We start from the raw sequence: 15,770 nt of genomic DNA, 5'->3' as shown, positions 1-15,770 counted from the left end.
AATGAGGTATTATGTCAGTTGAATTACAACAAGCATATAAATCAGATCAAGCAGTTATTACAACTAATGATGAAAAGATTTATATTGATAATGATAGTAATATCGTTAAAAATCAGGGGCATATGAGCCATGAACCATTATCAAATAATATAAATTTTACCCCATGTAATGATGAAATAGCGTACACAAACGATAATGTAGTTAAAGAAGAAGATATCTCTAATGTAGTACCAGCAATTAACAATGATGAGGATGTATACGCATGATAAAAATAGGTATTGACCCTTCTGGATCTGATACTACGGCTATTGTTGTTTTTGAAAATAATATCTTATTAGATAAACAAGAGTTTATAAATAAAGATTGAAAAAAACATTCTAAATTTATTCTAAATTATTTAAAAAATGAAAAACCATTTTGGAAAATATTATCAAATAATCATAAACTAGAATATTTAGTTTTTATAAAAAATTGTTTATATACAAATGCCAATAACTCAAAAGAAAGAGATGATTTATTGAAATTATTAGGTTCGTTAGAAACATAAGGATATATTGCTAATGTTTCACCACGCCATACTAAATCAGTTGTTAAAAATATAGAAAATGAAAGTAAGTATTATGGAAATAAAATTTATTGGGGAATTGATAGTAATTTAACTTATCAATATGGTAAGGGTTGAAAATATAATAATGACAAAATTAGTAATCATTTACGAGATGCCATTATTATTGCTAATTATAAGGGTTAATATTATGAAACATTCATTTAATCAAAAAAACAGGAAAATATTATTCTAAATTAATTCGTAATGTTAATATTTATTTAAATGAAAACCAAGAAAAAGTTTGAAATGAATTTAATGACTTTACTTATTCACAACGAATCGAATATCTTATTAATTTTTATATAAGTCACAACAAAAGTGATAAAGATAATAATTCTAACTAACTTAACCTTGTATATATAATGTAAGAAATTAATAGAAAGAGGGTTAATTGGAATGAAAAAATTATTAAGTATAATAGGAACAATTTCATTAGTAGCAACAAGTACAACAAGTTTAATTGCTTACAATCATTTTTTCCATAATTGACCAGTTGCTAATGTATCTGCTCCTATTTGGTCTAAAATTTTAGTATATGCTTTTGTAAATTGAGCAAATGCTGGCATTGCAACATGTACCATTAAATCGTCTTTTTTAGTACCAAACATTAAAGCATTTACTTTTTGTACTAAATTAATTGAAATAGCATTAATTTTATAAAATGTTTCTTGTGCTGTATCAGTATCTTTTGGAATAGGTAATTTAATAAATTGACCTGTTGCAATACATGAATCTACAACACCTTGTAAATAAATTGCATTTATATTTGAATATCAATTACGAGTAATTGTTCTCATTCACTCTCCAATTGTAGTAGTTCGTACTTCAACTGGTGATTCCAAAAAACGAACAACATCAAATGTAGGAACATCATATTTAAATGTTAACATTTGATCCATCATAACAGTTGCTCTTCGCACTGCTACGGATTGTTGTTCCATTCCAGAATCTTTATCATAATCATTACCCCAAACCATACGCTCTGGGAATACATATTGTCCTGCTTCAAAACCTTCTGCCATAGACACTTGTTGAGCAGTTAACATCATCATTTCAGTAGCATCAATATATTCACTATCTGCTTCTAAAATCTTTTTAATTTGTAAAACAGCAACATCTCTAATTGCTTTTTCTGTTGCAGTATTACCACCAACTTGAAAAACTGTTGGTAATGCAATACTTGATTTTCCACCTACTTTTGCCATAGGTTATTATCCTCCTTATTATTGTCATGTTAAACTTTTAGCATAATCAATAATATCTTGGTCAGTTTTAGCACCATTTTTCTTAATTTCTTCTAAGCGATTAGATTTAATTTCTTCACTTCTTTTTAGCATTTAATCAATAACTGACCCACCATCAACAGTACCATCTACTGAATTAATATTATATTCTTCTGCTATTTTGTTTATTCTTTCTTGTTTAGATAAATCTTTATATTCATCATTATTAATTAACGAAGAAATAATCTTTTTATCTTTATCTGTAAAATTTTTTAAATATAATTCATTTTCTAATAAATCACTTTTATTTTTTAATTCTTGTAATTTAGTATTAACAATTTCAAAATCTGTTTTATCAACTACATCTTCACGATTTTTAATTGATTCACGAATTTGTTTAGCCTGAGCAGATAATAATTCATCAACTGCTTTCGTTTTTTCATCATCAATTTCTAAAATTTCTTTAATTTTTTCTAAATTTGCCATTATTTTTCGCTCCTTATTTGAGTGTAGGATTAACACTTTTAACAAATTATAGGTAGGACTCTTTTATAAAAGGAAGATTAACCTTATAAAAATATCATACCATAATTTAATTCTTTTTTTACAATCATTGTGTTAATCATATCTTTATACTCTTTATTTTTTTGTTCCATATATAAAATAGTTTCATTCATTTTAATTTGAAACTCTTTAAAATGACTAATACATAATTGCACTGGTCAATCACCTTGCATTTTTCTTACTAAATCACCATTTTTATCTTTTTTAAATCTTGCTAATACCTTTCTTTTACAATTTGGCATTTTTTGGCCATTTTTTACTCTTTTTTGCATATTAAAATTGCTATTATTTAAACAATATGATTAAATAAAAGAGTAAAAAACTGTATTAATGTATAAAAGAACTCTCACAAGTTCTTTTTTTATTATCTATATTTTACATAAAAAAAGACTTTTGCAAGTCTATATTTTTGTAATTTTCTAAAACAGGTTAAGAGTAGGAAAATTCTGCCTTTTTAGATTTACAATATTATCTTATCATAATTAAATTTAATGTCAATAATTTACTTTTTTTTTTATTGTATTATGTAAATATTTTAAGAAAAGGTAGGAAAAAATGAAAAAGTTCAAACATTTAAGTTTTATTGAAAGATGTAATTTAAAAGAAGCGTTAGAATCTGATATTTTTAAGAAAAAAATGGCACTCTTAATATATCAAAAATAGCAAGATATATGGGTCGTAGTAAAAGTACTATTAAATATCACTTAAAACATTATAAACATATTAAACGATATCATCCTATGCAAGAACATAAACGATATTTAGAAAATCGTAAAAATTGTAAAAAGAAAACTACTTTAACTTTTAAACAATTATTATGATTAGATGAAAAATTTAATAAATTTCATTATACACCTAAACAAATATGTAAATTATATGAAATTGAATTTAATGATAAATTCCCTATGTGTTTTTAAACACTTTATAAATATATTTATTTAGGTTTATTTGGTTTAAATAAACGTAATTTGTATTTTCATAGTAAAAAAAGATACATAAAGGGAAAAAATATAAACGTGGTAATTTAAGCAATGATTTTAAAACTATTAAACAAGCAAAACATGAAAAAGGTACTTTTGGTTGATTTCAAATGGATACTATTGTTGGTAAAGATAAAAAATCAGCATGTTTAACATTAACAGAAGAATTAACTAAATTTACCTTTTTAAAAAAAGAAAAAAATTCAACAGAAGTATTAGAAACTTTAAAACAAATTTTTAAAAATAAACTTTTAAAAAAACATTTAAAGGGAATTATAACTGATCAAGGAAAAGAATTTTGAAATTGAAAAGATATTGAAAAACATCTTAAAACAAATGTATATTTTTGTGATAAAGGTAGTCCTACACAAAAACCAATTGTAGAAAGAATGAATAGAGATATAAGGCGAGAATTACCAAAAAGTACTGATTTTAGAATTATTAAACAAGATAAAATAGATTGAATAATTAATACAATTAATGATAAGATAAGACCTTGTTTAAATTGAGAAACACCAACACAGTTATTTAATAAATTTATTAAATAAAAAAACTTAATAAATTATTTTTTAGTGTGCCCAAATATACTAATTTTAAATAAATTAAAAAAATAATTTAAAAATACTTGCAAACTTATTTTTAAGTTCTATTATTTTAATTAATAAGAGTAGGAAATAACTAATTGCATTTACACTATACAAAATCATTAATCTTTTTTTTCTTACTATGTAAAGAAAATTTAGATTTTTTAGGTTTTGATTTAACCGGATTATAAGAAATTTTATCGGCATTATTTATTTTTACTTGTTTTGTTTTTGTAATTTCAACATTTTCAATATTATTAGTTGTTTTTAAATGTTGTTTTCTAACAAATAAATGTTTAATTCTTTGTCCAAACGATTCTTTTTTTTTTTTTTTTCTTCGTTTCTTAACTCGTAAGAAATGAAATCCTAATGTTTGTAAAATTTGAATAAAGGCTGAGAAAATTCAATAAATAGCAACCCCAGATGCAATTGAAATTGTAACTACAAAGAAGACAACAATCATTACTCCTTGCATAATAAATTGCCGTTTACGTGCTTTTTTCTGTTCCTTTGTAATAACTCTTGTTTTACGAAGATTAAAAATAGTAGGTAAAATCATTGAAAGAATTTGAATAGGCAAATATACAAATAATAAAGCTAAATAAACATAATTCCCACTAGTAATCATATCTCATGGCTTTTCAATTAAAGAAATTTGCCCAATTGTCGCCATTTTTAATTCTCGTGTTGCTCTAACAACAGTATACATCGCAATTAAAAACGGAATTGATAAAAAAGACGAACCAATTGTGGATAATGGTGAAACTCCTTCTTTGCGATACAACTGCATCATTTCCATTTGTTGCTTTTGTTTTGCCGTTGGATCTTTTGAATCCTTATATTTGGCCTGAATTTCTGCTTGTTTAATTTGCATTAATTGCATTTTGTCTTGATTTCGTTGTGCTTTTCAACTAAACATTAAAGTAATTAAACGCACAATTAATGAAGTTAAGAATAATGCGCCAATAATTCCTGCACCATTATCTAATCCACCAAAACCATAAATTAAATTAACTAAAATTCAAGCAACAGGAAACACAAAACAACCATAAAATGGTGAAGATGTTTTAACAAAAGCATCAGATCATGTTCTAATTGCTAAATATGGATATTCATATAGTTGTCCATTTTCAAAATGAAAAAAATGTTCTTTCCCAACATTAGCGTATCCTAAAATAATTTCAAAGAAAACTCCTGGTTTATATACTTTCTGACCAGAAACATCTAAAATTTGGGCAGTCCCATATTTTGGAACCATCATTTGCCCACAACCTCATAACATTGATATAATTAAAAAAAGATACAGGACTAATTTTGTTCATTTCCAGGCAATTGAATATCAAGGTTTTCGTGTTCTTTTCCCATCGGAGAAAATATAATCACGATAGTTCACTATTTCGCCTCCTTTTTACATTTTGATTTGATTTAATAAAATTTCTTTATTAATTAAATAACTATTGTTAAAATATGATTTTCGAACAATAATGATTTGATCATAACTTTCTGTTGCTGAAAAATCAAAATTTAACATACTTCGAATTTGTCTTTTTACTTTATTTCTAACAACGGCATTTCCTAATTTTTTACCAACAGATATTCCAAAACGATGATAATTAAGATCATTTCTTTTAAAATAAATAAAATAAGGGTTAGTTTTAATAAAAGAACGATGATTTATTATTTTTTGAAATTCATAATTTTTTTTAACAATAAATTTTTTTTCACATTTCGACACAAATAGAAAAATAAAGTATTTTACCAGCATTTTTAAGCTGATAATACTTTTCTTCCTTTCGCTCTTCTTTTACTTAAAACTTTACGGCCTGAAGCTGATTCCATTCTTGCTCGAAAACCATGTGTTCTTTTATGTTTAATTTTACTTGGTTGTCACGTTCCTTTCATTACTAGCACCTCCTTATGATATAAATTATTAAGACATCATATAAATAGTATCTTAATTAATAAAAAATATCAATTAAAATAATATTTTTTTAAAAAATAAAAATGGAGATTGATATGCTTTCTCATCTTCATTTATCTTTTTACTTATAATAATATTATTTTGTGTAATTTGGTGGTTCTTTGGTAATTGCAATATCATGTGGATGTGATTCTTTTAAACCATTATTTGAAATTTCCACAAACTGAGCTGTTTTTTGCAACATTAAAATATTTTTTGCACCACAATAACCAAAACCGCTCCGTACACCACCAATAAATTGAAATAAAATATCACTTAATTTACCCTTTAATAAAACTCGTCCTTCAACTCCTTCTGGAACTAATTTACGATTTTTATTTTGAAAATAACGATCAGCACTACCTTTTTTCATAGCAGCTAATGAGCCCATTCCCATATATGTTTTATATTTTTTACCTTCAACAATCATTTCTTCACCAGGTGCTTCAAATGTTGATGCAAAAACTGAACCCATCATTACTGCATTAGCACCAGCTGCAAGTGCTTTAACAACATCCCCAGAATATTTATTTCCACCATCAGCAATGACTGGAATTTCTTTTCCTTTACAAACCTCATAAACATCATTAATGGCTGTTATTTGAGGAACTCCAACTCCAGCAACAACTCTTGTTGTACAAATACTTCCTGGTCCGACACCAACTTTAATTGCATTAGCACCAGCTGCAATTAAATCTAAAGCTCCTTGAGCAGTAACAACATTCCCAGCAATTAAATTAATCGTTGGAAAAGCTTTTTTAATTTTTTTAACCATATTAATAATACCTTGACTATGACCATGCGCTGAGTCAACAACAATTACATCAACCCCAACGGCAACAAGTTTTTCAACACGTAATAATGTATTTTCATCAATTCCAACGGCTGCACCTACTCGTAATCGTCCTTGTTCATCTTTACAAGCATTAGGATATTTGTCACGATTATTAATATCTTTAATGGTAATTAACCCAATTAACACATTTTTTTCATTAACGATTGGTAGTTTTTCAATACGATTATTTAACAAAATATCTTTTGCTTGTTCTAAATCAATATTTTCATGAGTTATAATTAAGTTTTTTACAGTCATAAATTTATCCACAGAAGCAGTTAAATCATGACATGCTCTAATATCCCGATTTGTAATTATTCCCAATAATCTGTTTTCTTCATCAACAATTGGTAAACCAGAAATACGATACTGAGCCATAATATTTTCAGCATCCTGAACTGTCATTGTTGGTTTTAATGTTATCGGATTAATAATAAAACCTGATTCGTTACGTTTAACTTTTTCAACTTCTGCTGCTTGTTTATCAATTGATAAATTTTTATGAATAATTCCAATTCCACCCTCGCGAGCAATTGCGATTGCCAATTTTGATTCAGTAACAGTATCCATTGCTGAAGATATAAAAGGAATATTTAATTCAATATTTTTTGTTAGTTTAGTTCTTAAGTCAATCTGATATGGTAAAATATCTGATTTTTGTGGAACTAATAGTAGATCATCAAAGGTATAAGATTTTTTAATTTGCATGTTTGTTCCTCCAAAATATTTAATACAAAAAATTTAATAAAAGAAACATGACCATTAAAACCAATTAACAAACAGTCTTAACAAATTAAAAATAAATTAAGACCTATAGTATTTAATTTAAGGTTAACTGTAGAGACACTAGACCATATTTTTAGTATATATAGGATTATTGTAAGTATTAAATTGTATTAATTATAACAAAAAAAGTAAAATAGACCAATAAAATTTACATTTAAATTGTAAAAACTATACCTATGTATCTACCCATATAAGTTCACTTTTTTAAAGTTTATCTTATTTTCTCATAAACTTTGTGCATTTATAGGAGACATTTGATATTTTACAAAAATTCGTTCATTATTATATCAATTAATGTACCAATTCACTTTTTCTTTAACAAAATTAAAGTTACTAAAACTATATTTTAAATTATATAAACATTTCCTAAAATCATTTAAATTTATCAATTAGTAATGCATATTAACTACATAAAATTCTTAAACAATATGTTTAAAAGTTCATTATCAAATAAATAATTTGAATTTAAAATATCATCTTCAGTAGCAATGCTATCTTCACTTATTAACGGAGTAGGAATACGGTCAATAGTTCCCAAAGCACTTTGAAAAAATGGCATATTTTCACGCATCATATTTATAAAACTTGGAATAAATATAGATCCAAAAACATAAGTGCTTATTAATAAAGCACCAAATATACCTTCTTTTTTAAACAAAGAACTATATAAATCATTCCCATTTATACTTAATTCTTGCCCGATTCTTACATTATTTTCTCATATATCGGGGTCTCTAATTATATATTCAGTTTTAAATGGATTTTCATTTGGTCTAATTCCTGAAATTGAAATACGATGTCCCATTCCTTTACTATTAAATGTTCCCATTATAACAGGAGTACTAAAATAAAGCGAAGTTCATACTAACATTAGAAATAATATTAGAGTGCACCCATTTTAGTAAGTACTAATAAAAAGTATTTACTTTTTTTTAATTATATCTTTTTCTTTACGATTTGAATATCATGTATTTCATTTTATAACATCTTGTATATATTCTTCATGTGAATTATATATTTTATTATGGATTGTAGCTTTCTTAAGTAATGAATGAAAACTTTCTATAACAATATTATCTGCACAGTGGTAATTTTTTCCCATTGAAATTGTAATACCGTTAGATAAACATTTATCGTGATAAATAGTGGATGTATATTGATATCCGTGATCTGAGTGAATTATTATTCCATTCAGATCTTTTTTTATTAATTTTATTTTATTAATTGCATCATTTAAATTATCCATTACTAATTTATTGTCATTATATTTAGATCACTTTACATCAACTATTTCTTTAGTATATCCATCAATAATTGTTGATTGATAATATCTTTCTCCTTTTCAAATTAAATATGTTACATCAGTATATAGTACTGAAAACCTTGTTTTTATATCATTGAATTTACGATTAATTAAATCAGGATATTGCAATAAGCTTTTTTCTTTATTCTGTTTATATTTCATTTTTCTTCTCATTTTTCTTACATATTCAGATTGTATTTGATTATCACGCATAATTCTTAAAACTTTTTTTGAATTATATTTTATACCATAATCTTCCTTTAAATATTTAGTAATTCTTCGATAACCAAATTGTTTTAAATTTTCTTCATAGACTTTTACAATATCATTTATTGCTTTTTTATCTTTTTTGCTACTGTCATAATTTTTATATTTATCTCAATAACTACGTTTTAACCCTGTTACTTCTAGTAATAATTTTATTGAATATTCACAAAAATTTTGTTTAATAAAAGAGACAATTCTTAGTTTGCTTAATTGTAAAAGTTATGGAGCTTTTTTAATAATTCATACCTTGTTTTATAATATTCTAAATTTCTTTTGGCAAAAGAAATTTTAGGTCCTTTAGGATTGTTTAATTTTCCTTTTTTATGATTTGCTCATCAAGATTTTACTGTATTTGCATTTATATTATATTGTTTTGCTACTATTCAACAACTTTTTTGTTTAATTTCCTCAATGATTTTTGTTCTAAATTCTGATGTATATTTGTTATATTTTTGTCCTTTTTTTGCCATATAAAAATGCACCCCCTATAAAAATTTAGCAAAATCTTTTTTTATTTTACTTACTTTTTGGGGTGCACTCTATATCATTCTTTTTTTATCATTAAATAAATTATGAAAGAAAAAATAAGAATATCTACCTACTAAACTTTTACTAACTTCAGGATCATCTTTTAAAAATTTATAAATAGCATAAAGGTTTAATCCATTTTTAGTAATATCATTGATTTTATACTTTTCTAAAAAAATAAAAAGTTCACTTTGTGATAAAGAAACATTAGGATTTTTTGCAATATTATTAATTAATAGATTCTCTAATACTGCTAAAGTACAAAAACTAGAATGTATTTGAGAATTTATTGGTGTAGGTATTGTTGTTTTTTTAAATCAATTTCTTTTGTTTTTCAATCATCTTGATGAACATTTTTATATTGAATAATGGGTTGTTTTTTTCTATCCTGAAATAAAGAAAAATGAACTACTGTTGGAATTTTCCCCTTTCATAAAGGAGGAACAAATGGTAAAACTACTGCATTATTTTCTTGAATATCAGTTACATAAATTTGATTCAAGTCAAATCTAGGATTTAATTGTGATATTCTATTAATAATAATTTCGGGAGTATTATCCGATAACTGTCCTAAATAAGTGTTAGTAATAACACTTGAAAAAGGAATCGGTGTTGAAACTTGCTCTGACTCATCAATATCCATTTTATTTTCCTCTTGATTAGTCTCTCTTGTTAAAACAAAATTATAATGATTATGGTTAATATAGTAAATATATATATGATTAATTTCATTTTTATTTTGATTTTCTAAATAAAAAAGTTCGTTATTCCTCATAATATTAGTGTTTAACATATTAGTTATTGCTTCAATTTCAATAGATCCTGTCCAAGTACCTATTAGCCTCATATTATTCAAATAATTTTCAATTAATTGTTCCTCTGATAAATTATCTAATCCTAACACTCTTACTTCAGCTAAAATTGCGCTACTAAATGTTGCACGATTTTCACCACGAAATCTATATAAGTTAGAATTTATGTAATCAACAACACGATTACGAAAAACAGTTTCTACTAAATGAATAGTTATCCTGTTATTATATAAATTATGCCCACTACCATGATTTGTTAATTTAAATTGACTAAATAAATTTTGAACATATGATAAATGATTTAAATTTTCTTCACCAAATAATTGGATAAATCTTGTTCGGAATGCTTCATTAATAAATATTATTGTAAAACTTTATCACTTTCCACAATAAAAAACAATTTACACCATAAAATGTTAATAATGTGGAAAACAATAAAAATAATCAATAAAAACAATGCTTTTAAAGATAATATAAAAAATATTTAATGTGGAAAACTATTAATTTTTATTAATTTTGCTCATTTTTTAATACTTTTCCACATTTTTTTTTATAATTAATAACGATAAAAACTATTGGAGATGAAATTAATGAACACAAAAGAATTATGGATTGAAGTTAAAGAAATATTATCTCGTGATGAATCAGTTTCCCCAGAAATTTACAACTACTATATTAGTGACACAAACTTATATACTGTATCTGATAATAACTGCTTAATTACAACAAAATCAGAAATTGCAATTGGTGTTTTTGAAGCAGGATTAAATGAAAAAATTAAAAATATTTTAAAAAAACTGACTGGAATCCAATATAATATTTCTTTTGAATTAGAAAAAAATATTAATAAGCAAGCATCTGTAATTAGTAAAATTGATACATTAACAGAAAACAATAACATTGTTTATTATGAAAATTATACTTTTGAAAATTTTGTTCGTGGAGATTCTAATCATGAAGCAATGCAAGCAGCTTTAGCAGTTGCTCTAGATCTTGGAAAAAAATGAAATCCATTATTCATATATGGAGACTCTGGACTAGGAAAAACACATTTATTACACGCAATTGAAAATAAGGTAAATGAAATTTATAAAACAAATAACCAAGTAAAATATTTAAAAGCTGATGAGTTTGGGAAAATTGCTATGGATATTTTAAATCAAGGACATGAAATTATTGAAGCTTTTAAAACATCTTATGATATTTACGACTGTTTATTAATTGATGACATACAATTATTAGCAAAACGTAATAAAACAAATGAATTATTTTTTCATATTTTTAACTCATATATTGAAAAAAATAAACAAATTGTAATTACTTCTGATAAATATCCTGATGATTTAGGTGGTTTTGAATCTAGAATTATTTCTCGTTTTTCATATGGTTTAAGTATTGGTTTAGATTCACCAGATTTTGAAACAGCTCTTAAAATATTAGAACAAAAACTAAAACATCAAAATAACTTAGGATTATTTTCAGAAGAATCACTAGAATTTATTGCTTTAAATTTTAACAGTGATGTTAGAAAATTAGAAGGAGCAATTAAGCGATTATTATTTTTAGCTGTTATGAACAAAAAACCAAATGAAATTATTACATTAGCTGATGTTGAAAAAGCATTTAAAAATGCTCCTCTGCAAAACAATGAAAAAATTACCCCTAAAAAAATTAAACAAATTGTTGCTGATAATTATAATATTACTATCAAAGCAATGATGAGTAAATCACGAGTTAGTAATGTAATGCAAGCACGACAATTAGCAATGTATTTTTGTCGAACATTATTAGATGAATCATTTACAAGAATTGGAACTGAGTTTGGTGGTAAAGACCACACAACTGTTATGAATAGTGTTAAAAAAGTTGAAGCACATATTAGCACAAACAAAGAATTTAAACATTTAGTAAATGCAATTCGTAGAAAAATTGAAGGAAAATAGCACAATGTTTTCCACGCTTGTTTTTTAATAAAAAATAATATTATTTAAAACTTTATCAAGTTTTCCACATTTTCTACATTATAATACTAATAAATAAAAAACAATGTTTTAACAATAGTATATAATTATTTATATATTACAGAATATACTAAAGTAAGGAGTAACAAAATGATTGTAAACATTAAAAGAGATAAAATATTAGATGAATTATTGAAAGTAAGTCGAATAATTTCTCAAAAGACTTTAATTCCTTCACTACTAGGAATTTTAATTGAAGTTAAAAAAGACAAAATTACTTTCACTACTTCTGATGGTGATACATCAATTAAATCAGAAATTATGGGCAATGATTTAAGTATTACTCGAATTGGAAGTGTCTTAATTAAAAATAAATTTATTGTTGAAGTTATTCGTAAAATTGAAGATGAATTTATTACCTTGGAAGTAGTTGAGGGTAATTTAATTAAAATCAAAGCAAGTAATTTTGATTCAGTTTTAAATACATTAAACTCAGCAGATTATCCACATTTATCATTTGAAACAGAGGGTAAAGAAATAAATTTTACAAGTATAGTATTAAAAGAAATTATTTCACAAACAAGTTTTGCAATTGGAGAAAAAGAAAAAAGAATAGTTTTTAATGGTTTAAATATTAAAACAGATCAAAATAATAAAGAATTAATAATTACTGCCACTGATTCATTTCGATTATCATGTAAAAAGATTGCTTATAGTAATAATTATAATTTTGATGTTATTATTCCTGGAAAATTTATTAATGAAATTGGCCGTTTAATTTCAGAAAATGACCAAGAAATTAAAATGAAAATTACTGATAAGTCAGTTAGTATTATTATTAATAATACAATTGTTCAAACAAAAATTATTGAAGGAAAATATCCTGATACAAGTAAAGTTATTCCAACTTCCTTTAATACTTCATTAACAATCAATAATCGTGAACTAATTAAAATTATTGAGCGAGCTAGTGTTTTATCAAATGAGGCGATGACAACAATTGTTACATTAAAAATAAAAGAACAAAAAGTTTTAGTTATTTCATTTACGCAAGAAATTGGTAACACAGAAGAAGAAATTAAAGATTTTAAAGTTGAAGGAGCAGACCAAACAATTGCTTTTAATTCAAAGTATATTTTGGATGCTTTAAAAGCCTTTAAAACAAAAGAAATTACAATTAAAATGATTGATGAAACAAAACCATTAATTATTACTGCTAATGATGATCCAACATTACAACAATTAGTTTTACCAATTCGATCATATTAAAAACTCATTATTGAGTTTTTTTATTTTATAACTTTTTTATAGGGTTAAATTAGACACTAAAAATATAAAAATATTTTTTAGAATATTTAAAAATATATTTGATAATTTAGCCCTAAAATTAGGTAGTAATGGTAAAATAAAAGAAAGCAGAAATGGAGAGAATTATTTATGGGTGATAATTATAATTCAGAATCAATTCAAATTTTAGAAGGTTTAGAAGCAGTTCGAAAACGACCAGGAATGTATATTGGGGCGACAAATGCTAGAGGCTTACATCATTTAGTTTGAGAAATTGTTGATAACTCAATTGATGAAGTTTTAGCTAATTTTGCTAATAAAATTAAAATTATCATTAATAAAGATGAATCAATTACAGTTGTTGACAATGGCCGTGGAATTCCAATTGAAATTCACCCAAAAACAAAAGTTTCAACATTAGAAACTGTTTTTACTATTTTACATGCAGGAGGAAAATTTGATTCAAATACATATAAAATTTCTGGTGGCTTACATGGAGTAGGAGCTAGTGTTGTTAATGCTTTAAGTAAATATTTAAAAGTTGAAGTTAGAAAAAAAAATAAAAAATATGTAATGGAGTTTCATAATGGTGGTCAAATTTTAACACCAATTAAAGAAGTTGGTTCAACTTCAGAAACTGGAACAACAGTAACTTTTTTACCAGATGAAAAGATTTTTAAAGAAATAACAATTTTTAGTTTTTCAACAATTCAAAATCGAATTAAACAATTAGCTTTTTTAAATAAAGGATTAGAAATATCATTAGTTGATTTACGAGAAGATGATGAAGAAAAAATGGTTGTTTATCAATTTAATAATGGAATTAAAAATTATGTTTTAGAATTAAATAAAACAATTGGTACGCCACTAAACGATGTTTTTTATGTTGAAGGAATAGAAGATAATATAGTTGTTGAATTTGGGTTACAATATAATGACAATTATTCAGAAAATATTTTTTCTTTTTGTAATAACATTAATACCCATGAGGGTGGAACTCACGAAGAAGGTATTAAATTAGCCATTGTTCGTGAAATAAATAATTATTTTAAAAATATTAATAAAAATAATAAAGGTAACGAAGATAAATTTACTTGAGATGACATTAAAGAAGGAATGACAACAATAATTTCTATTCGTCATCCGGATCCGCAATATGAAGGTCAAACTAAAACAAAGTTAGGAAATAGTGAAGTTAAAAAAAATGTTTCTAATATTGTTGGAAAAGGATTAAGTAGTTATTTGTTAGAAAATCCAGAAGATGCAAAAAAAATTATTGAAAAAATAAGTTTATCATTAAAAGCAAGAATTGCTGCACAACGTGCAAAAGAAACAACACGTCGTAAGACCGTAATGGATAGTTTTTCATTACCAGGTAAATTAGCAGATTGTGAAACAAAAGATGCTAAAATAGCTGAACTTTATATTGTTGAAGGGGATTCTGCTGGTGGCAGTGCTAAATCTGGTCGAAATCGAAAATTTCAAGCAATTTTACCATTACGAGGAAAAATTTTAAATGTTGAAAAAGCAAAACAAATTAAAATATTTGAAAATAATGAAATTAATTCAATTATTACCGCATTAGGAGCAGGTATTAAAGATAATTTTAATGATAAAAAATTACGTTATCAAAAGGTAATTATTATGACTGATGCTGATGTTGATGGTGCACATATTCGAATTTTATTATTGACATTTTTTTATCGTTATATGAAAGATTTGATTGAAAATGGCAATATTTATATTGCTCAACCACCATTATACAAAATTCAAAATGGTAATCAGATTCAATATGCTTATAGTGATAATGAATTAGAACTTTATAAAGAAGAATTATTAAAACAAAATAAAAATTATACAATTCAACGTTATAAAGGATTAGGAGAAATGAATCCAGAACAATTATGAGAAACAACAATGGATCCAGAACGGCGTTTATTATTGAAAGTTTCTGTTAATAATGCATTTGAAGCAAATTTAATTTGTAATGAATTAATGGGTGAAAATGTTGAACCACGAAAAAAATTTATTCGTGAAAATGCAAAATATGTTAAAAATTTAGATGTCTAGAAG

16 protein-coding genes, 2 pseudogenes and 1 riboswitch are annotated in these 15,770 nt (G+C 24.8%); of the genes and pseudogenes, 7 read left to right on the top strand and 11 right to left on the bottom strand.

Going from position 1 to position 15,770, the window contains the following annotated elements:
- Positions 1-11: 11 nt before the first annotated feature.
- The 3 genes and pseudogenes from AACL22_RS06765 to AACL22_RS13800 all read left to right on the top strand — a co-directional run.
- Entirely contained in the window at positions 12-269 is a 258-nt protein-coding gene (locus tag AACL22_RS06765; RefSeq protein ID WP_338990055.1) for a hypothetical protein, read from the top strand.
- Positions 263-547: a hypothetical protein gene (locus AACL22_RS06760; protein WP_338990617.1), complete on the top strand. Its 285-nt coding sequence runs from the start codon at positions 263-265 to the stop codon at positions 545-547. Before AACL22_RS06765 ends, AACL22_RS06760 begins: the two co-directional genes overlap by 7 nt.
- A 456-nt stretch (positions 548-1,003) precedes the next feature.
- Positions 1,004-1,066: pseudogene (locus tag AACL22_RS13800) on the top strand (lipoprotein); the annotation flags it as partial.
- Positions 1,067-1,071: 5 nt separating this feature from the next.
- Here AACL22_RS13800 and AACL22_RS06755 read toward each other — a convergent pair.
- The 3 genes from AACL22_RS06755 to AACL22_RS06745 form a co-directional block, all read right to left on the bottom strand.
- Positions 1,072-1,812, bottom strand: a complete 741-nt coding sequence (locus tag AACL22_RS06755; RefSeq protein ID WP_338990614.1) for a hypothetical protein — start codon at positions 1,810-1,812, stop codon at positions 1,072-1,074.
- 132 nt (positions 1,813-1,944) lie between these two features.
- The gene (locus tag AACL22_RS06750; RefSeq protein WP_338990611.1) at positions 1,945-2,316 is read right to left on the bottom strand and encodes a hypothetical protein; all 372 of its coding nucleotides are present in this window, start codon (positions 2,314-2,316) and stop codon (positions 1,945-1,947) included.
- 83 nt (positions 2,317-2,399) lie between these two features.
- Positions 2,400-2,666 (bottom strand): hypothetical protein, encoded by a 267-nt coding sequence (locus AACL22_RS06745; protein ID WP_338990609.1) that lies wholly within the window; start codon positions 2,664-2,666, stop codon positions 2,400-2,402.
- A gap of 283 nt (positions 2,667-2,949) precedes the next feature.
- Here AACL22_RS06745 and AACL22_RS13795 point away from each other — a divergent pair.
- Positions 2,950-3,922, top strand: a pseudogene (locus tag AACL22_RS13795) (IS30 family transposase).
- A 145-nt stretch (positions 3,923-4,067) separates the two neighbouring features.
- Here AACL22_RS13795 and yidC read toward each other — a convergent pair.
- The 8 genes from yidC to AACL22_RS06695 all read right to left on the bottom strand — a co-directional run bounded on the left by yidC (position 4,068) and on the right by AACL22_RS06695 (position 10,541).
- Positions 4,068-5,219, bottom strand: a complete 1,152-nt coding sequence (gene yidC, locus AACL22_RS06730) for a membrane protein insertase YidC (protein ID WP_338990598.1) — start codon at positions 5,217-5,219, stop codon at positions 4,068-4,070.
- Positions 5,220-5,366: 147 nt separating this feature from the next.
- The gene (gene rnpA, locus AACL22_RS06725) at positions 5,367-5,693 is read right to left on the bottom strand and encodes a ribonuclease P protein component (protein ID WP_338990596.1); all 327 of its coding nucleotides are present in this window, start codon (positions 5,691-5,693) and stop codon (positions 5,367-5,369) included.
- A 32-nt stretch (positions 5,694-5,725) separates the two neighbouring features.
- Positions 5,726-5,860 (bottom strand): 50S ribosomal protein L34, encoded by a 135-nt coding sequence (gene rpmH, locus AACL22_RS06720; protein WP_338990593.1) that lies wholly within the window; start codon positions 5,858-5,860, stop codon positions 5,726-5,728.
- Positions 5,861-6,015: 155 nt separating this feature from the next.
- Complete coding sequence (gene guaB / locus AACL22_RS06715; protein ID WP_338990590.1) at positions 6,016-7,461, bottom strand: IMP dehydrogenase; 1,446 nt, start codon at positions 7,459-7,461, stop codon at positions 6,016-6,018.
- An 86-nt stretch (positions 7,462-7,547) separates the two neighbouring features.
- Positions 7,548-7,645, bottom strand: a riboswitch (purine riboswitch).
- A gap of 300 nt (positions 7,646-7,945) precedes the next feature.
- Entirely contained in the window at positions 7,946-8,368 is a 423-nt protein-coding gene (locus tag AACL22_RS06710; RefSeq protein WP_338990588.1) for a hypothetical protein, read from the bottom strand.
- 93 nt (positions 8,369-8,461) lie between these two features.
- Positions 8,462-9,175, bottom strand: coding sequence for an IS3 family transposase (locus AACL22_RS06705; RefSeq protein ID WP_338992935.1), 714 nt, complete (start codon positions 9,173-9,175; stop codon positions 8,462-8,464).
- A 140-nt stretch (positions 9,176-9,315) separates the two neighbouring features.
- Positions 9,316-9,579 (bottom strand): hypothetical protein, encoded by a 264-nt coding sequence (locus AACL22_RS06700; protein WP_338990585.1) that lies wholly within the window; start codon positions 9,577-9,579, stop codon positions 9,316-9,318.
- A gap of 344 nt (positions 9,580-9,923) precedes the next feature.
- On the bottom strand, positions 9,924-10,541 hold the full coding sequence (locus tag AACL22_RS06695; protein WP_338990583.1) for a hypothetical protein: 618 nt from the start codon (positions 10,539-10,541) through the stop codon (positions 9,924-9,926).
- Positions 10,542-11,039: 498 nt separating this feature from the next.
- On the opposite strand from AACL22_RS06695, the gene dnaA reads away from it, so the two are divergent.
- The 3 genes from dnaA to gyrB all read left to right on the top strand — a co-directional run bounded on the left by dnaA (position 11,040) and on the right by gyrB (position 15,767).
- Positions 11,040-12,392: a chromosomal replication initiator protein DnaA gene (gene dnaA, locus AACL22_RS06690; RefSeq protein ID WP_338990580.1), complete on the top strand. Its 1,353-nt coding sequence runs from the start codon at positions 11,040-11,042 to the stop codon at positions 12,390-12,392.
- Between the two features lie 168 nt (positions 12,393-12,560).
- Complete coding sequence (gene dnaN, locus AACL22_RS06685; protein WP_338990576.1) at positions 12,561-13,679, top strand: DNA polymerase III subunit beta; 1,119 nt, start codon at positions 12,561-12,563, stop codon at positions 13,677-13,679.
- A 168-nt stretch (positions 13,680-13,847) separates the two neighbouring features.
- Positions 13,848-15,767, top strand: coding sequence for a DNA topoisomerase (ATP-hydrolyzing) subunit B (gene gyrB / locus AACL22_RS06680; protein ID WP_338990573.1), 1,920 nt, complete (start codon positions 13,848-13,850; stop codon positions 15,765-15,767).
- Positions 15,768-15,770 lie beyond the last annotated feature (3 nt).

This window comes from Spiroplasma endosymbiont of Seladonia tumulorum, from assembly GCF_964020235.1.
In the GTDB taxonomy this organism is placed as follows: domain Bacteria; phylum Bacillota_I; class Bacilli_A; order Mycoplasmatales; family Mycoplasmataceae; genus Spiroplasma.
This window is presented reverse-complemented; position numbering and strand designations above follow the sequence as displayed.